At 61.4% G+C, this 17483-nt stretch carries 16 protein-coding genes and 1 tRNA gene; 7 read left to right on the top strand and 10 right to left on the bottom strand.

Features of this window, described 5'->3' with window-relative positions:
• Positions 1-7: 7 nt before the first annotated feature.
• A tRNA-Val gene (locus OKC40_RS07175) sits at positions 8-83 on the top strand.
• Between the two features lie 344 nt (positions 84-427).
• On the opposite strand, the gene OKC40_RS07170 is transcribed toward OKC40_RS07175, so the two are convergent.
• The gene (locus OKC40_RS07170) at positions 428-1741 is read right to left on the bottom strand and encodes a sodium-dependent transporter (RefSeq protein WP_197927773.1); all 1314 of its coding nucleotides are present in this window, start codon (positions 1739-1741) and stop codon (positions 428-430) included.
• Positions 1742-2170: 429 nt separating this feature from the next.
• On the opposite strand from OKC40_RS07170, the gene OKC40_RS07165 reads away from it, so the two are divergent.
• Positions 2171-2890 carry a substrate-binding periplasmic protein gene (locus tag OKC40_RS07165; RefSeq protein WP_270794644.1) on the top strand — a complete coding sequence of 240 codons (720 nt, stop codon included), beginning with the start codon at positions 2171-2173 and terminating at the stop codon, positions 2888-2890.
• Between the two features lie 3 nt (positions 2891-2893).
• Here OKC40_RS07165 and OKC40_RS07160 read toward each other — a convergent pair whose 3' ends face one another.
• Both OKC40_RS07160 and OKC40_RS07155 read right to left on the bottom strand, forming a co-directional pair.
• A complete protein-coding gene (locus OKC40_RS07160; RefSeq protein ID WP_182938254.1) occupies positions 2894-4207 on the bottom strand; it encodes a sodium-dependent transporter in 1314 nt (437 codons plus the stop codon).
• A gap of 211 nt (positions 4208-4418) precedes the next feature.
• Positions 4419-5258, bottom strand: a complete 840-nt coding sequence (locus OKC40_RS07155; RefSeq protein WP_182938253.1) for an isopenicillin N synthase family dioxygenase — start codon at positions 5256-5258, stop codon at positions 4419-4421.
• Between the two features lie 207 nt (positions 5259-5465).
• On the opposite strand from OKC40_RS07155, the gene OKC40_RS07150 reads away from it, so the two are divergent.
• The gene (locus tag OKC40_RS07150) at positions 5466-6029 is read left to right on the top strand and encodes a DUF2799 domain-containing protein (protein ID WP_182938252.1); all 564 of its coding nucleotides are present in this window, start codon (positions 5466-5468) and stop codon (positions 6027-6029) included.
• A 51-nt stretch (positions 6030-6080) separates the two neighbouring features.
• On the opposite strand, the gene OKC40_RS07145 is transcribed toward OKC40_RS07150, so the two are convergent.
• Together OKC40_RS07145 and OKC40_RS07140 are read right to left on the bottom strand one after the other, a co-directional pair.
• Positions 6081-6899 carry a Cof-type HAD-IIB family hydrolase gene (locus tag OKC40_RS07145; protein ID WP_182938251.1) on the bottom strand — a complete coding sequence of 273 codons (819 nt, stop codon included), beginning with the start codon at positions 6897-6899 and terminating at the stop codon, positions 6081-6083.
• Positions 6900-7009: 110 nt separating this feature from the next.
• Positions 7010-8239, bottom strand: coding sequence for an MFS transporter (locus OKC40_RS07140; protein ID WP_182938250.1), 1230 nt, complete (start codon positions 8237-8239; stop codon positions 7010-7012).
• A gap of 106 nt (positions 8240-8345) precedes the next feature.
• Here OKC40_RS07140 and OKC40_RS07135 point away from each other — a divergent pair, with 106 nt between their 5' ends.
• The gene (locus OKC40_RS07135) at positions 8346-8969 is read left to right on the top strand and encodes a helix-turn-helix transcriptional regulator (protein WP_182938249.1); all 624 of its coding nucleotides are present in this window, start codon (positions 8346-8348) and stop codon (positions 8967-8969) included.
• Between the two features lie 318 nt (positions 8970-9287).
• Positions 9288-9764 carry an Lrp/AsnC family transcriptional regulator gene (locus OKC40_RS07130; protein ID WP_005304871.1) on the top strand — a complete coding sequence of 159 codons (477 nt, stop codon included), beginning with the start codon at positions 9288-9290 and terminating at the stop codon, positions 9762-9764.
• A gap of 203 nt (positions 9765-9967) precedes the next feature.
• On the opposite strand, the gene OKC40_RS07125 is transcribed toward OKC40_RS07130, so the two are convergent.
• Positions 9968-10285, bottom strand: coding sequence for a hypothetical protein (locus OKC40_RS07125; RefSeq protein ID WP_042062015.1), 318 nt, complete (start codon positions 10283-10285; stop codon positions 9968-9970).
• A 158-nt stretch (positions 10286-10443) separates the two neighbouring features.
• Positions 10444-10671 carry a hypothetical protein gene (locus OKC40_RS07120; RefSeq protein ID WP_182938248.1) on the bottom strand — a complete coding sequence of 76 codons (228 nt, stop codon included), beginning with the start codon at positions 10669-10671 and terminating at the stop codon, positions 10444-10446.
• Between the two features lie 209 nt (positions 10672-10880).
• On the opposite strand from OKC40_RS07120, the gene OKC40_RS07115 reads away from it, so the two are divergent.
• Both OKC40_RS07115 and chrA read left to right on the top strand, forming a co-directional pair.
• A complete protein-coding gene (locus OKC40_RS07115; protein WP_182938247.1) occupies positions 10881-11345 on the top strand; it encodes a nucleotide triphosphate diphosphatase NUDT15 in 465 nt (154 codons plus the stop codon).
• Between the two features lie 64 nt (positions 11346-11409).
• A complete protein-coding gene (gene chrA, locus OKC40_RS07110) occupies positions 11410-12579 on the top strand; it encodes a chromate efflux transporter (RefSeq protein ID WP_420000830.1) in 1170 nt (389 codons plus the stop codon).
• 74 nt (positions 12580-12653) lie between these two features.
• Here chrA and msrB read toward each other — a convergent pair whose 3' ends face one another.
• From msrB to glgB, 3 genes are all read right to left on the bottom strand, one after another.
• Positions 12654-13040 carry a peptide-methionine (R)-S-oxide reductase MsrB gene (msrB, locus tag OKC40_RS07105; RefSeq protein WP_182938245.1) on the bottom strand — a complete coding sequence of 129 codons (387 nt, stop codon included), beginning with the start codon at positions 13038-13040 and terminating at the stop codon, positions 12654-12656.
• Positions 13041-13108: 68 nt separating this feature from the next.
• Positions 13109-15265, bottom strand: coding sequence for a glycogen debranching protein GlgX (glgX, locus tag OKC40_RS07100; protein WP_270794638.1), 2157 nt, complete (start codon positions 15263-15265; stop codon positions 13109-13111).
• Positions 15265-17442: a 1,4-alpha-glucan branching protein GlgB gene (glgB, locus tag OKC40_RS07095; RefSeq protein WP_270794637.1), complete on the bottom strand. Its 2178-nt coding sequence runs from the start codon at positions 17440-17442 to the stop codon at positions 15265-15267. Before glgB ends, glgX begins: the two co-directional genes overlap by 1 nt.
• Between the last annotated feature and the right edge of the window lie 41 nt (positions 17443-17483).

Genomic DNA, 17483 nt, shown 5'->3' with positions numbered 1-17483 from the left:
AATCCCAGGTCGTTTAGCTCAGCTGGGAGAGCACCTCCCTTACAAGGAGGGGGTCACTGGTTCGATCCCAGTAACGACCACCATATTTGTAGTAAAAAGCGTAAGAAAAAGCTGAAATCTGTAGCAATGTTTCAGAGAAAAATCCCCACTCAGGTGGGGTTTTTTTTGCCCGCAATTCAGTGCTTCAACATCTTCTGTTGCTGTCGTGACGAGCCGAACGCCAGCTCTTATCGTGCCACACTGCCACACTGCCACACTGCCACACTGCCACACCGCACCTCCTCTACTCAGCGCTGCCGAGATTGCCCGACGGCCACCGATAGCACTCCTGTCCAGCGTAATGCTGACCATGTGAATGGCAGCAATAAAATAAACGTCAGCAATAAAAAGGGCAGGCCAAGGCCTGCCCGCAAGGGTGCGCAAGACGTTACATGATCCCGCGGATCAGGATCCCGCTGATCAGCAGCGGCGCCACCACGCGCCAGCACCAGAGCAGTGCCAGACGCAGGGCGGGTGACAGGCCCGCAGGCAATATGGCATCACCCAGTCGCCAGCCCAGCAGCAGGGTCAGTACCAGACCAAACAGCGGCATCATCAGATTGGAGGTGAGGTAGTCGAGCAGCTCGAAGATGGTTTTGCCAAACAGGGTCAGATCGCTCCATGGGCCGAACGACAGGCTCACCGGAATGCCGGAGGCCATGATGAGCAGGGTCAGTACCCGGCAGGCGCCACGACGCGACCAGCCCCACTCCTCGGTGGTGAAGCGTACCAGATGCTCCAGCATGGAGATGGAGGAGGAGAGCGCGGCGACCAGCAGCAGCAGGAAGAAGATCACACCCAGCCCCTGACCGAACGGCAGATGGCTGAACACGGCGGGCATGGTCATAAAGGTGAGACCGGGGCCGGCAGTGGGATCGATGCCGGTGGAGGCCAGCGCGGGGAAGATCATCAAGCCCGCCAGCACCGAGATGATACTCGCCAGGGTGACCACCCAGACCCCGGAGCGTACTACCCCTTCGCTATTGGGCAGGTAGGCGCCATAGGTGGTGTGCACCCCGAGCCCGATGGAGAGGGAGAAGAAGGCCAGCCCCAGCGCGTCCAGCACGCTCTGGCCGGTCAGCATGGAGAAGTCTGGCAGCAGCAACTGGCGCACACCCGCCATGGAGCCCGGCATGGAGAGGCCGACCCCTACCAGCAGCAACATCATGATGAACAGCGCGGGCATCATCCAGCGCAGTGCCCGCTCCACTCCCTTCTGAATGCCCCCCTGGACGAACCACCAGGTAAGTCCGGCGAAGATCAGATGGGTCAGCACCGGCCACCAGGGGTTGCTGACATAGCCGTTGAACAGGGCGGTCAGCGCACTTCCCTCGCTCAGGTTGAGCTTGCCTGCCATCGCCAGCGCGGCGTAGCCCACGGTCCAGCCACCGACCACGCTGTAGAAGCTGTAGATAAAGAAGCCGCAGAGGATCCCCATATACCCCATCCAGCGCCAGTTCGGCCCCACCAGCTTGCGGAAGGCGCCGAGCACCCCGCGTTGGCTATGGCTGCCGAGCAGGGTCTCCCCGACCTGCACCGCTACCCCCAGGGTGAAGCTGAACAGCAGAAACACCAGCAGGAAGGCGCCACCGCCATTGGTGGCGGTCACATAGGGAAACTTCCAGATGGCACCAAGGCCAATCGCGGTGCCTGCTGCGGCCAGCACATGACCAAGACGGGAAGACCACTGAACCTGGCTCATACAACCTCCGGGTAACACGACATCGAAGCAATACTCCTGAGTAGCAATAAACAACAGACAACAAAAAGGCCGCCCGAGGCGACCTTTGCAATGAACATTCAGAAAACTGTGCGTGCAGGGTCACCTCTCTTGCGAGCTAAAAAATCGACCAAACAGCACGAGGATGGAAGACATGGGGTGACAGCCTGAAAACGAGTGAGGGAACAGCCTAAACCATGGAAAGAATAATTGACACATAAAATCAAATATTTTTTATGTGGGCAGCTATCACCCCGCTTCCACTACGTACCACTCGATGGACAAGCCTGTCGGCAGGCTGGATCTTTTCTACCCAGTGGCTATTTACTGGGCGATAATCGTCAAAGCTTCTTATGGAACTAGTGACCACCACATGGCGCTGACGGGATAAAAAATATGACAGGATGTCGTATGAGATGGATGGTGTTGCCCTGGTTGCTGGCCTGCCTGAGTGTGCCGGCACAGTCCGGGCTCATGCTGCTCAGTCACGATTTACCCCCTTTTACCGAATACCGCGACGGCAAGCTCGACGGATTCGCCATCCGCCTGATCGATGAGGTGCAGCAGGAGCTTGGCACCCGCTATCCGGTGCGAATTTACCCGCTCAAGCGGGCGCTGGCACTGGTGCGGGTCGAGCCCGGCTATGGCCTGTTCGTGGTTCAGCGACTCCCGGAGCGGGAGTCCCATTTCAAATGGGTGGGGCCACTCTTTATCAATCGGGTGTTTATCTATCAGGTGCCCGGGAGTCGCCACCCGCTGACTTCGCTGGCCCAACTGCGGGATCTGCCCAGAGTGGGCGTGGTATTGGGCAATGCGGATGATGTGCGGTTGACCCACGAAGGGTATACCAATCTGGTGCGCTACCAGACGGTCGCCGAGGCGATAGATCGGCTGATGCTGGGCAAGATCGATGCCTTGCCGATGGCGGAGCTGGTGATGGATGCCACCCTCGACAAGATGGGGTTATCCCGGCGCAGCGTGGTCAGCAGTGGCGTGCTGCTTCATCAGGCCGGTCTCTATATCGTCTTCTCCAAGGGGACGGATGATGCCGAGATCACCCGCTGGCAGCATGCCCTGGATGCCGTCAGAGCGGCACAGGGGCGGGCCGGTGGGCCCGCCCGCGAAGAGTAACCGTCACACCAGACCGCGCACCAGGATCCCGCCGATCAGCAAGGGGGCAATCCAGCGCCAGCAGTTCATCAGCAGGTGATTCCAGTGGGCCGACAGCCCGTGCGGCAATGCCTTGCGTCCCAGCTTCCAGCCCAGCAACAACGTCACCATCAGGCCGAACAGTGGCATCATCAGGTTGGACGTGACAAAGTCCAGCAGCTCGAAGATGGTTTTGCCAAACAGGGTGGCGTGTTGCAGCGGGCCAAACGACAGGCTGACCGGAATACCGTTGAGCATCACCACCGCCGTGATGGCGCTGCAGGCCGTGCGGCGTGACCAGCCCCAGGTTTCGCACAGGAAGCACTGCAAATGCTCCAGCAGCGAGATGGCCGAGGAGAGCGCCGCAAACACCAGCAGGGCGAAGAAGATCACCTCAAGCACCTGACCGAACGGCAACAGCTGGAACACAGCCGGCATGGTCATAAAGGTGAGGCCGGGGCCGGCGGCCGGGTCGATACCGGTCGAGGCCAGTACCGGGAAGATCATCAGGCCCGCCAGTACCGCCACCATGCTGGCCAGCAGCACCACCCAGAGGCTGGAGCGACCGACCCCTTCGCTGGTCGGCAGATAGGCACCGTAGGTGGTGTGAATGCCAAGACCGATGGAGAGCGAGAAGAATGCCAGCCCCATGGCGTCGAGCACGCCGGACATCCCCAGCTTGCTGAAATCGGGCATCAGGAAGTGACGCACCCCCTCCATCGCATTGGGCAGGGTAAGGCCAAAGGCGACCAGCATCAGGATCATCAGGAACAGGGCGGGCATCATCCAGCGCAAGGTGCGTTCCACCCCTTGCTGAATGCCCCCTTGCACCACCATCCAGGTGAGGGCGGCAAACAGCAGGTGGGTGAGGATGGGCCAGACATCCCCGCTGACATAGTCATTGAAGCGGGCGGTGAGGGCCGCCGCATCACCATGGTTGAGATCGCCGGAGATGGCCATGCCGGTATAACCGAGCGTCCAGCCGCCCACCACGCTGTAGAAGCAGTAGATGAGCAGGGTAGAGATCACCCCCATTACCCCAACCCAGCGCCACTGTTTGCCGAGCAGTTCGGAGAAGGCGCCCACTACCCCGCGGCGGCTCATGCTGCCGAGCAGGGTCTCCCCCATCAGTACCGCCACCCCCAGCGTGAAGCTGAACAGCAGAAAGACCAGTAGGAAGGCGCCGCCGCCGTTGACGGCGGTGACGTAGGGGAATTTCCAGATTGCGCCGATACCGACTGCGGAACCCGCAGCGGCGAGGATGTAGCCGAGTCGGGATGACCATTGGGACTGCTTCATAAGAACTCCAATCGAGCGCCCCTTGTCGGGGGCAGAATGGCGCTCATGTTACGGAGGTCGCTGCGCAATCACTACGACGGTTATCAGGCACAAATGCGATTTATTGGCATGATTGTCTAATTTAATTCTGATTTTTGCCCAATCCTGCCACCAAATAAAAACCGGAGCACTATTGCTCCGGTTTGGTCTCTGACAAATGCTCGTCTGCTGACTAGAGCACTCCCAGCTCCCGCAGCCGCTCCATCAGGTAGCTGTGGGCGGTATGGCGCTCGGAGAGCACCACATCCGGGCGCGGATGGAGGAACAGCGGCAGGGAAATGCGCGACTTGGCGGCACTGCCTCCGGTCGGGTTGATGACGCGGTGGGTGGTGGAGGGGTAGTAGCCGCGGGAGGCCTCCTGCAGCATGTCGCCGATGTTGATGATGAGGGTGCCAAAGTCGCACGGCACATCCATCCACTCGCCATCGGAACCCTTCACCTGCAGCCCCGGCTCGTTGGCAGCGGGCAGAATGGTGAGCAGGTTGATATCTTCGTGGGCGGCGGCGCGAATGGCACCCGGCTCCTCGGTGCCATCGAACGGCGGGTAGTGCAGCACTCGCAGCAGGGTCTTCTGGCTCTCTTCGATCATCGAGGAGAGGGGGCAGCTGTAGTGGGCGGCGATGTCGCTCGGGGTGTACTGCTCGACCCAGCCCAGCAGCTCGGCGGCCAGACCGTTGGCGAGGCGGTAGTACTCCATCGCCTGCTCTTTCAGCTCGTCCGGCATCTGGCCCCAGGGGTAGAGGTGGAAGTACTCCTTGAGGTCTTTCTGGCTATGACCCTTGGCCACCTCCGACACCGACGGCGGGAAGTAGCCATCCTGAGTCTCGCGGTTGAACAGGAAATCCTGCTTCTGCTCGCTCATGAAGAAGCGATACCAGTTGTCGTAGATGGACTGCACCAGCTCTTTCGGAATGGGGTGGTTGGTCAACACGCCAAAGCCGGTGGTTCGCAGGGATTCGGTGAAGCGTTGGGCCGCATCGGGTGAGCGGTAATCGACGGTCAGGACTTTCATTATTTTTGTTGCGCGCCAGTTAAAAGATGGCGCAGTTTACCTTGCGCCTGATAACAAGGAAAGCGGGTTGGCTGCCCCGTCTGGCACAGCCTCAAATAGTGACAAAAACATCAAAAAAACAGCCCCAACCCGCGCGGGCGTACATCCCTTGTTATGGCCTTTTATCCTCTCTAGAATGCCGGTCACTGTCTTTTCCGGAGTCTGTTCATGTCCCCCAAAATCCTGTTGCTGACCCTGCCGGTATTGCTGGCGGGATGCAGCTCCCTGTCAGAAGACGAGTGCCGCACCATGAGCTGGTACAACCTGGGTTATCAGGATGGTTCGGAGGGCAAAACCCGTCAGGCGACCCGCGACTACGTTTCGTCTTGCAGCGAGTATGGTCTCAGAGTGGATGAGGCCGAGTGGAAGCGGGGCTACGACAAGGGGTTGGAGCTTTATTGCATTCCCGAGCTGGCCTACAGCAAGGGCAAGGAGGGGCAGGAGTACCGCGGGGTGTGCCCCAACGATGCCAGCTTCCTCAAGCAGTATCAGCGCGGCTATGAAGAGTACAAGCTGGCCGCCCGCTTGCAGGAGATCAGCGAAGAGCTGGAGCGTACCGAGCGGGATATCGATGCGCTGGAGCGCAGCATCCGCAGCGAAACCAACACGGAACAGCGTGACTATTATCGGTCCAAGCGCAACCGCGCCATTCGCCACTACGAATCCCTGCGCTACGAATACAACCGTCTGCGTTACCCGGATCGGGTGATCCAGTTTTCCTTCGGCGGTTAATCCCTCTCTTCATGGCCAGCCAGCGTGCTGGCCATGTTGCATCTTGTCAGATCAGGGCAGAACCCAGCGCTGCAATGCCAGTGCGATGCCATCCTCGTTGTGGTCGGCGGTGACCTGGTCGGCATGACTCTGGATCTGCGGGGCCGCATTGCCCATGGCGACCGCCAGCCCCACCTGTTCGAACATGCTGATGTCGTTGTTGTTGTCACCAAATGCCACTACCTGCTCCATCGCAATCCCTTCACTGGCCGCCCACTGGGCCAGCCGGTTGCCCTTGCTGCAACCCGGCTGCACCAGCTCCACCGCATAGGGGGCCGCCCAGTCACGGGTAAAGGGCATCTGCTCTACCACCTCGCCCATAAAGGCGTGCAGGCGAGCCGGATCCTGATTGAACAGCTCCAGCTTCCAGACCGGGTTGTCGAGCCAGCCAGCCAGCTCCTCGACCGGGTGGATGGCAATTTTGAGGTGCTCTGGTTGATTGGCGGACCAGCTGCGGATGCGGGTGACATGCTCCTCGCAGCCGATGTAGCCGATCCCCTCGCTCAGGTGAAACAGGGCCCCCATCTGCTGCGCCTCGACCGCGTCCAGCAGCTCGGCGAGCGGGGCAACCGCCAGCGGGTCGCCGCTGAGGATCCGGTCCTGCACCGGATCATAGAGATAGGCGCCGTTGCTGCAGATGAGAGGGGTATCGAGCGCCAGCTCGTGGTGGAAGGGGCGCGCCGTCATGTAGTGGCGTCCCGTGACCAGCAGCACCTTGATGCCGTGGGCGCGGGCCTGCGCCAGTGCCGCCCGGGTGGCCGACGAGATCTTGTGATCCCGGGTCAGCAGGGTGCCATCCATATCGAGCGCGATGGCCTTGTACTCACTCATAGCTCCTCCAGCATCGAACAAATCCGCAAAGAGCTTTACCGTCCCAGACCCGGCGCCCCGATGCAAGTCTTGCCCGCGGTCGGAGCGCCGAACTGTGATCCCTTCGTGGCTCAGACGCAGCTGGCCAGTTGCTGGCGGCGGTCGGCACGGCGGCGCAGCAGATAGAAACCGGCGGCGCTGGCAAGGGAGCAGAGGGTGGCGAGATAGAAGGGCCACTCGGTACCGGCCAGCAGCACCAGACTGCCGAGCAGCACCGCCAGGATCTCGCTGCCCACCGCGAGAGCGCGGTAGAGCCCCATCGCCTGTCCCTGCTGCTCGGCATGGCTGCGGTTGGAGATCGCCACCGAGGTAGCCAGCTCCCCCAGACTCATGCCGATGCCAGCCGGCACGAAGGTGAGCGCCAGCCCCCACCAGTGAACGGGCAGGATAAAGAGCAGCATGCCGCTCGCCATTACCAGATGGCCGACGATCCCGAGGGAACTGCCGCGCCAGTGGCGGGCGATGCGGGATCCGAGCCAGGAGCCCGCCATCATGGGCAGGCTCACCAGCACCGCCGCCTGCGCCAGCTGGGCCGGATCCCAGGCCAGCCGCTCCACCAGCCAGATATTGAAATAGGTGAAATAGAGCTGCACCGCGCCATAGCTGATCAGGGTGAGCGCGAAGTAGGGGAGCAGGGCCGGTTGCAGCAACAGCTGGCGGCTGGAGAGGGTCGGTGCCTGGCTGGTGGAGGCCACCGGCGGGCGATGGGGGACCAACCAGTACACCAGCAGCAGGTTGAGCAGGGTCATCCCTACCGCCAGCCAGGCGGCCAGACTGTAATCCCCCGAGATCACTGCGGCGTAGCCTCCGATCATCGGCCCCACTACCCAGCCCAGGTTCATGCCGATGTTGATCCAGGCAAAGCTGCGGGCCTTGTGCTCCTTGCCGGCGAGATCCGCCGCCATCGCCTGCACGATGGCGATGTTGCCGTTGCACAGCCCCTCCACCATCCGGCTGAGCAGCAACAGGGGGAGGGAGCGCCAGGCGATACCGAGTGCCATCAGGGCATAGCCTGCCAGCACCCCCGCCAGCGAGAGCAACAGCAGTGGCTTGCGGCCGTAGCGATCGGAGAGGCGCCCGAGCCAGGGGCTTCCCACCAGCTGAAACAGCGGATAGAGCCCCATGATGACCCCCAGCCACACCTTGCGGCTCCAGTCGGAGGCTTCCGGCGTCAGCATCCCCTGCGCTGGATCCAGCAGCAAGGGGGCCAATACCGGGGAGGGGAGGCTGAAGCCGGCGACCGCCAGCGTGACCGTCATCACCAGCACCCAGAGGGGGTTTTTGTGCCGTTGTTTCGCCATGTTGCATCCATTAAGTAAAGTAATTGGTTTATTTATGCTGGGTGATAATCGGCATTAAGTAAAGTGAATTGTTGATTTAATGACGGTGGCTCCCCATAATGGGGTCATGAACGCAAGCACCGACAAGATCCTGTTTCTGCTCAAGAGCCATGGCCCGCAGAGCGCCGCCGCGCTGGGGGAGCAGTTGCAGATGACCTCCATGGGCGCCCGCCAGCACCTGCTCGCACTGGAGCAGGAGGGGTGGGTCACATTCAGCGACGAGGCGCGCGGGCGCGGTCGTCCCGTGCGGCTGTGGCAGCTCACCGAGCAGGCCTGGCAGCGCTTCCCCGATAGCCATAGCGATCTGACCGTGCAACTGATCGACAACGTGCGCGAGCTGTTTGGTGAGGAGGGGATGGAGCGACTGATCCTGCAACGGGAGCAGCAGATGCTGGCGCGCTATCAGGAGGCGCTGGGGTCCCATGGCTTATCTGGCCGGTTGGCGGCGCTCAGGGAGCTGCGCAGCCGCGAAGGCTACATGGCGGAGATCCGCCGTGAGGAGGATGGCAGCTGGCTGCTGTGGGAGAGTCACTGCCCCATCTGTGCGGCGGCGCGCAGCTGCCGCGGTTTTTGTCGCAGCGAGCTGGCGCTGTTTCGCCAGCTGCTGGCACCGGCGACGGTGGAGCGGGAGCAGTATCTGCTGGATGGCGCGCACCGCTGCCTCTATCGCATCACGCCGACCGCGCTCTGATGGCGCCGTTGGCAACCCTCCAAAAACAACAAAGCAGGCGCCGGGATGCCTGCTTTGTTGCCTTCGGGGGAGTGGATGCTCTCGTTCCAGCCCGTCGTTGCCCGATAAGGTGAGACGGCTGATGGGGCTCTTGACCCGGTAAGGTCCTTCACCGCAGAGACCCGGTCAGGTATCTGCTTTGCCACCGGAAGATGTAACCATAGTATCCCTCCCGTGCCGGTGAGTGGTTGCAAAGTAACCACTTTTTTCGGTTGTTTTTGCAATAGTTCACCCTTAATCTAGGAAAAGTGGATTAGTCATTGCAACGAGGAAGGGTAAATGCTGAAACTTGATCGCATAGACAGACATATTCTCGAGCTGATGCAGGAAAATGGTCGCATCAGCAATCTGGAGCTGGCCGAGCTGGTAGGGCTCTCGCCGTCCCCCTGCTCCCGCCGGGTCAAGGCGTTGGAGGATGCCGGTCTCATCGACACCCATGTTACTCTGCTCAACGCCCGCCAGCTTGGTCTCACTCTCACCGCCTACATTCACATCTCTATGGACCGACACACGCCGGAGCGGTTCGAAAACTTCGACCGTGCCATCAGCGAGCTGCCGGAAGTGCTGGAGTGTGACCTCATCACCGGCAACGATGCCGACTACCAGCTCAAGGTGGTGGTGCGCGACATGGAGCACTACCAGCACTTCCTGCTGGACAAGCTGACCCATATTCCGGGGGTGACCGGGGTGCGCTCCAGCTTCGTGCTGCGCCGCATCAAGCACAAGACGGCGCTGCCGCTCAACCATCTGGGGTGAGTCATCCTGCGCGGGATGGCGGTCGGTCTGGGATATGACTGGCAGCCGCTTCTCTTTGCGGATTTGAGCCCGCGCAAACAGCTTGTACAAATGCCCATATAAACAGAAAGAGGAGGCCGGTGGCCTCCTCTTTCTGTTATGCGGTATTGGTTATTCGGTTCTGGATTACTTGTCGCTGTGACGGGGTATGGCGACTGCCGTAGTCAGACGCTGACCTGGCTGATGTCTTCCACCTGCAGCAGCCAGCCGGTCTGCTCTTGCTGCGGTTCGCCGCTGACCCGCAACCGCTCACCGGTCGGCACCCACTGCCCTTCGGGCAGGGAGACTAGCAGGCTCTCGCTGCCGTTGTCGAACAGCCAGCGATCTTCGCCCAGCGATTCAATCAGATAACCTTCCATCTCCACTCTGGACTCGGCTTGCCAGGATGGCGCAACGGAATCACGGCTCTCGATGAAATCCCCCTGAACACCAAAACTGGCTAGCCCCCACAGAATGGAGAGCCCGACGAGTGATGTCTGCATCTTGTCTCTCCTCTTTTTGGAACTGTGCTGTTGGAACTGTAGGGCCAGTATGGGAACAGAAAACTGAGCGCACCATGAACAAGGTGGCAAAGTGCAGGCGAGATCGCGAAAATCCGGCCAACTGGCCGGTTGTGTCATTTTATGGTGTCTGGATCACACTATTTGGCGGCTTCTTCTGCCATCCGTTCGGCTCTTGGCTTATTCGTCCACATGGCTACCCCGCGATGATCCTGGCAGATCCCCTCTGCCACAATGGCGCGAACCCGGGTGCCATCTTTGCATATGGCCTGCCAGGCGTCGGCATCAGCGATGGTGAGCGAGTCGGGCGGCGGCGTGGTTTGGCAAGCCGTGAGCAGCAGGGCGCACAGGGGGAGCAATTTTGTCATGGCTGACTCCTCGGGGTATCGGGGCGATGGAGGATATGAAGGATAGGGATGGCCTCGCCATCCGGGCTTCGCTCCCCAGCATCTGTGATAACCGGTTAATGGGCAAGGGTCACTGGCAGGCGTTGAAGCCGATCAGCCGGGGCTTGCCCTGCGCCCTCCTTCGGCCTAAGGTGAGGCCGTTTTTACTGCCTCATTGAAGGAGCGTTTTCATGTCCACTCTCTATCCCCGCGTCGGTGTCGGCGTCATCCTGACCAATGCTCAGGGCCTGGTTCTGCTTGGCAAACGCAAGGGGAGCCACGCCCCCTACTGGTCGATCCCGGGCGGTCATCTTGAAGTGGGGGAGAGCTTCGAGTCGGCGGCAATCCGCGAGGTGGCCGAGGAGACGGGATTGCAGATCCACGGGCCCGAGGTGGTGGCGGTGACCAATAATCTGGAGACCTGGCGCGAGAGCGGACTGCACTATATCTCGGTCACCTTGCTGGCACAGGCTGAGGGTGAGCCGCAACTGCTGGAGCCGGAGAAGTGCGAAGGGTGGTTTTGGTGTGACCCGCACGCGCTGCCCGAGCCCCATTTCGACGCCAGCCGTCAGTCCATCGCTTGCTGGCTGGCGGGACGTTGCTACTTGCCGAGTGATGTGCCAATGGTGTCGGCCGAATCAATCAGACTGTCATAAAACGATCATCGTGCTGTCATAATATCTCCTCTCCATCGGGGGAAGAGGGATGAGGGAGAAGAGCGTGGGACAGGTATTTATTCAGTTTTTGTGGCTCGGATGCATCAGTTTTGGCGGCCCGGCTGCCCATATCGGCTTTTTCCAGCGCACCTTCGTCGAGCGGCTCGGCTGGCTGACGCAGGCCGAGTTTGCCCGGCTGCTGGCGCTGTGCCAATTGCTGCCGGGGCCCGCCTCCAGTCAGCTCGGCTTTGCCATCGGTCGCCATCGCGCCGGTCTGGGCGGGGCGCTTTGTGCCTTTATCGGCTTTACCTTGCCCTCCTTCCTGTTGTTGCTGGCGGCAGCCGTCGGAGTGGGCTTGCTGGGCAACAACCTCTGGCTCGATGCAGCCCTGCACGGCCTCAAGCTGCTGGCGCTTATTGTGGTGGCCGATGCGGTGCTCACCATGAGTCGCCAGTTCTGCGCCACACCGCTGACCCAAGGGATCATGGTAGCGACTGCGGCCGCGCTCTGGTGGCAGCCCGGCTTGCTGACGCAACTGCTGATGCTGGCGGGAGCGGCGCTGATCTGCGCTCGAAACCAGCAGGGGGTGAGTCGTTTGCACGCCACCGCCGAGCCGTCTTCAGCCACTACCCGTCATCCTCACTGGCCGACCCTGCTGCTGTTTGCCGCCCTCTTTATTGGCCTGCCGCTGCTCGGCGGCCCTCTCGGCCCTCTCGGCACGCTTGGTCAGCTGATTGCCGACTTCTATCGGGCCGGTAGTCTGGTGTTTGGCGGTGGTCACGTGGTGCTGCCGTTGCTGCAAGAGAGCGTGGGCCACACCCTCAGCCAGCAACAGTTTCTGACCGGCTACAGTCTGGCGCAGCTGGTGCCGGGCCCCATGTTTACCCTCGCCACCTATCTCGGCGCCCAACTGTTGCCCGAGATGCCGCTGATCGGGGCCCTGTCTGCGACCCTGGCGCTCTTTGCGCCAGGCTTTCTGCTGCTCTGGGCGGTCGGTCCCTGCTGGCAACAGTGGCTGACCCAACCCCGCTTAGCGGGCGCCGTCATTGGCATCAACGCCGCCGTGGTGGGCTTGTTGCTGGCGGCGCTCTATCAGCCGGTGTGGCAGAGCGCGGTGCTGGCGCCGACCGATCTGGCGCTGGCGGCCATCGGCTTTTATCTGCTGCGGGTGGTGAAGTTGCCGGTGCCTGCCATCGCGGCCCTGTTGGTGATGGCCACCATCTTGCTGGCGTGACGCCGGTGAAAGCCCGATAAAAAAACGGCGCCTCCGTGATGGAGGCGCCGTTTTTATTGCGATGGGTCAGCAGCTTAAGCGTCGGGATCGAAATCCAGACTCAGGCTGTTGACGCAGTAGCGCTGGCCAGTCTCGGTCGGGCCGTCGGGGAAGACGTGGCCGAGGTGAGAGCCGCACTGGCGGCAGGTGATCTCCACCCGCTTCATGCCGTGGCTGTTGTCTTCGGTGTAGTTCACCGTCCCCTCGATGGCCTTGTCGAACGAGGGCCAGCCGCAGCCGGAATCAAACTTGGCGCCTGAGTGAAACAGCACGCTCTTGCAGCAGACACAGAGGTAGTCACCGCTCTTGCGATTGTGGAGCAGGGCACCGCTGTAGGGTCGCTCGGTGCCCTTCTCCCAGCAGACGTGAAACTGCTCGGCGCTTAGCTTGCTGCGCCACTGTTCCGGGTTGTTACTGCTCATACCGACTCCTTGCCATCAATCACGGGGCCCAGCATAGCGGCTCCCTAAAGCCGACTCCAGTATGCCTGTTATGGTTTGCCCGCATTTGTGATCGAGGTGGCAGCCATGTCCGCACCGGATGCAGGGAGAAGCGCCTGCTGCGGTGGTTGGGCATCCTGCGCCGTGCTGGCCAGCGCCACCCGCTCCAGCAGCTTGAGGGAGTGGGCGCGACCGACCGCCACCTGCCGTTTGATATCATCGGGCAGGAACGGCAAGCCGTCGTTGGTGGCTGTGTCGATGGTCTGGATCCACTCCAGCCCTTCCCCCGGCGGCGGCAGGCGGAACTGGATGTCGTAGTCGCTGGCGTTGAACAGCACGTACCAGCGCTCGCCGACACAGTTGATCATACCGATATCCATGGCAAATGCCTGACCCATGGGGGCGTGCCAATCCTGATCGGTGAGCTGGTGGCCATCCGGGTGATACCAGTTGACCTGATGGCGGTTGGCGGCGGCGCCGTTCCAGCTGTCATCGCTCAGTTGCAGGTTGGAGAAGACGCACGACTCTGCCCGCAGCGCCATCATCTGCTGGGTGAAGGCGAACAGCCGCTCGTCCTCCGGCCGCCACTGCCAGTTGACCCAGCTGATCTGGTTGTCCTGACAGTAGGCGTTGTTGTTGCCGAGCTGGCTGCGACCCATCTCGTCGCCAGCAAGGAAGTGCGGCGTCCCTTGGGAGAGCAGCAGGGTGGCAATCAGATTGCGCTTCTGTTGCTGGCGCAGGCTGTTGACCCGCGGATCCAGAGTCGGCCCCTCCACCCCGTGGTTATAGGAGAGGTTGTTGCCGTGGCCATCCCGGTTGTCTTCACCGTTAGCCTGATTGTGGCGCTGGTTGTAGGAGACCAGATCCTCCAGAGTGAAACCGTCGTGATAGCAGAGGTAGTTGACGCTGGTGTGGGGCGAGCGCCAGTTTTTCGGGAAGATATCCCGCGACCCCACCAGACGGGTGGCAAAGTCCCCCATCTTGCCCGCATCGCCACGCCAGAAAGCGCGTACCGTGTCGCGGTAGCGGTCGTTGATCTCCTGCCACTGGCTCGGGAACTGACCCAGCCGGTAGCCAAAGGGGCCGATATCCCAGGGTTCGGCGATGAGCTTGACCTGTGACAGCACAGGGTCTGCCATCACCGCCTTGAAGAAGGCTCCCATCGGTTCGAACTCGCCCGCTTCCCGCGCCAGCGTCACCGCCAGATCGAAACGGAAGCCATCCACCTGCATCTCGGTGACCCAGTAGCGCAGGGCATCGAGCACCAGCCGCAGGGTGTTGGGGTGATCCAGATTGACGCTGTTGCCACAGCCGGTCACGTTGGCGTGACGGGTGTAGTCCGGGCCGTGGGGGCCCGCTTCGAAGGCGTAGTAACCGGCGTTGTCAAAGCCCTTGAACGAGAGGGTGGGGCCGTCGAAGCCCGAGGCGGCGGTGTGGTTGTAGACCACATCCAGAATCACCTCGAGCCCGGCCCGGTGCAGCTCGCGCACCATGGTCTTGAACTCGGTCACCGCCTCGTCCGGCTTGGTGCTGTAGCGCGGCTCCGGGGCGAAGAAGGCGATGGGGTTGTAGCCCCAGTAGTTGGTCAGTCCCAACTGCTCCAGTCGCGGTTCCGACATGAAGGCGGCCACCGGCATCAACTGCACCGAGGTGACGCCGAGACTCTTGATGTGCTCGATGACCAGCGGGTGACTGATGCCAAGATAGGTGCCCTGCAGCGCTTTTGGGATCCCCGGATGCTGCTTGGTAAAGCCCTTGACGTGGGTCTCGTAGAGGATGGTGCGGGCCGGGCTGATCCCGGGCTTGCCAATCCCTTGCCAGTCAAAGCCGTCATCCACCACCACCGACTTGGCAATCATCCCGGCACTGTCCCCCTGATAGAGGGCCTCATCCCAGTAGGTGGGACGGCTGAGTGCCTTGGCGTAGGGGTCGATCAGCAGTTTTTGCGGATCGAACAGCATCCCCTCCTGCGGGGCGCCATAGACCCGATAGCCGTAGCGCTGACCCGCCTGCATGCCGCGCACATAGCCAAAGCGATACTGGCCACGGCGGCCGGGCAACTCAAGTCGGGTTATCTCCTGCTCCTGCTCGTCGAACAGGCAGAGCTCCACCTTGTCCGACTGGGGGGCCCAGACACAGAAGTGGCAACCGTTCTCGTCAAGGCGGGCCCCCAGCGGGTGGCCCACCCCTTTTTCCATTACAAGCATCAAGACTCCTGTTTGATGAACAAGGTCGCCAGCGGCGGCAGATCCAGCACTATGCTGTGCGCCATCCCCTGCCAGGGGGTCGGCTCGGCAGCGAACACCAGACCCACATCATAGTTGCTTCCCCAGTAATACTCGCTGTCGGTGTTGAGCACCACCCGATAGTGGCCCGCAGCAAGGACGCCGACCCGATACTCGAGACGAGGCACCGGGGTGAAGTTGCAAGCTACTACTATGGCCTGCTTGCCCTCTTTGTCCGCCCGCAGCCAGGCAAAGATGCTGTTGTCGGCATCGTTGTGATCGAGCCAGCGGAAGCCGGTCTGATCATAATCGGCCTGATACAAGGCAGGCTCATGACGGTAGAGATGGTTGAGGTCGTGGATCAACCGCTGCTGACCGGCATGCTTGGGATATTGCAGCAGATGCCACGGCAGCTGGGCATCGTGGTTCCACTCGTTGCTCTGGGCGATCTCGGTGCCCATGAAGTTGAGCTTCTTGCCCGGGTGAGCGTACATGAAGCCCATGTAGGCGCGCAGGTTGGCGGCTTGTTGCCACTCGTCACCGGGCATCTTGTAGAGCATGGAGTGCTTGCCGTGCACCACTTCGTCGTGAGAGAGCGACAGGATGAAGTTCTCGTCATAGTGATACACCATGGAGAAGGTCATGTCGTTGTGGTGGTAGCGACGGTGGATCGGTTCTTTCTGCATATAGGTGAGGGTGTCGTGCATCCAACCCATATTCCACTTGAAGCCAAAGCCGAGGCCGCCGAGGAAGGTCGGACGGGAGACACCGGCAAAGGCGGTGGACTCTTCGGCGATGGTCATGGCGTGAGGATACTTGCCGTAGACCTCTTCGTTGGTCCACTTCAACAGGCTGATCGCCTCATAGTTGTGGTTGCCGCCATCGACGTTCGGTACCCATTCGCCCTCGTTGCGCGAATAGTCCAGATAGAGCATGGAGGCGACCGCATCCACCCGCAGGCCGTCGATATGGAACTTGTCGAGCCAGAACAGGGCGCTCGCCACCAGGAACTGGCGCACGGTGTCGCGGCCGAAGTCATAGATGTAGGAGTTCCAGTCCGGGTGCCAGCCACGGCGCGGATCTTCATATTCGTAGAGCGGGGTGCCGTCAAAACGGGCCAGCCCGTGAGCATCGGACGGGAAGTGGGCTGGCACCCAGTCCAGAATGATGCCGATGCCGGCCTGGTGACACTGGTCGACGAAGTATTTGAAATCATCAGCCGTGCCGTAGCGGCTGGTGGGGGAGAACATGCCCACCGGCTGGTAGCCCCAGGAACCGCTAAAGGGGTGCTCGGAGACCGGCAGCAGCTCGATATGGGTGTAGGCCATCTCCTTGACGTAGGCGACCAGCTCCACCGCCAGTTCACGCCAGCTCAGGCTGTCGCCATTGGGGTGACGCTTCCAGGAGCCGACGTGCAGCTCATAGATGGAGAGCGGCTGCTCGCGCTTGTCGTTGTGCTGGCTGGCGATCCACTCGGCATCCTGCCACTGGTACTGGGCGTGGTCATAGACCACGGAGGCGAACGACGGATACTGCTCGCAGTAGAAGCCGACCGGGTCACTCTTGTGGGGCAGCCGATGACCAGCGGGATCTTTCAGTTCGAACTTGTAGCGATCCCCCGCCTTGAGGCCCGGCACAAACAGCACCCAGTGACCGCAGAGACTGCGCTGCATCGGGTGGCGACGGCCATCCCAGAAGTTGAAATCGCCGATCAGGCTCACGGCGGTGGCGCTCGGCGCATAGACAGCAAAGCGCACCCCTTCCACTTGTTGGCCGAGATGCTCCACGGTGCGCAGCTGGGCGCCAAGGGTGTGGTAGAGGTTTTCCGGCTGGGCGGTCAGTTCGGCCAGGCCTGCCCAGGCGGCATCCTGAAACTGATAGGGATCGATGACCTCGGTGGTGGCATCTTGGTAGCTGGCGAGCAGCTGGTAGGGGAAGGGGTTTTTGCGGCGGGTGAAAACAGTTTCAAAAAGACCCGATTCATCGGTGGGCGCCAGGGTGGCAACAACCTTGCCCGACTTGAGATCCTTGACGCGAACTTCGAGGGCATCAGGCAACCAGGCGGTCAGTTTGAGGCCGGGCCCATCCGGATTGGCCTGCAGGCCTAAGTGAGAGAAGGGATCGGAACAGCGGGCAGCAACTAAACGTTCAACGAGCATCGAGATTTCCTTTCATGACAGAGCATCCACTCCGGCCGGGG

The sequence above is a fragment of the Aeromonas sp. QDB11 genome (assembly GCF_027705265.1).
GTDB classification, from domain to species: Bacteria; Pseudomonadota; Gammaproteobacteria; order Enterobacterales; family Aeromonadaceae; genus Aeromonas; species Aeromonas allosaccharophila.
Note: the sequence above shows the minus strand (reverse complement) of the source record. Positions and strands in the feature narration are given on the sequence as shown.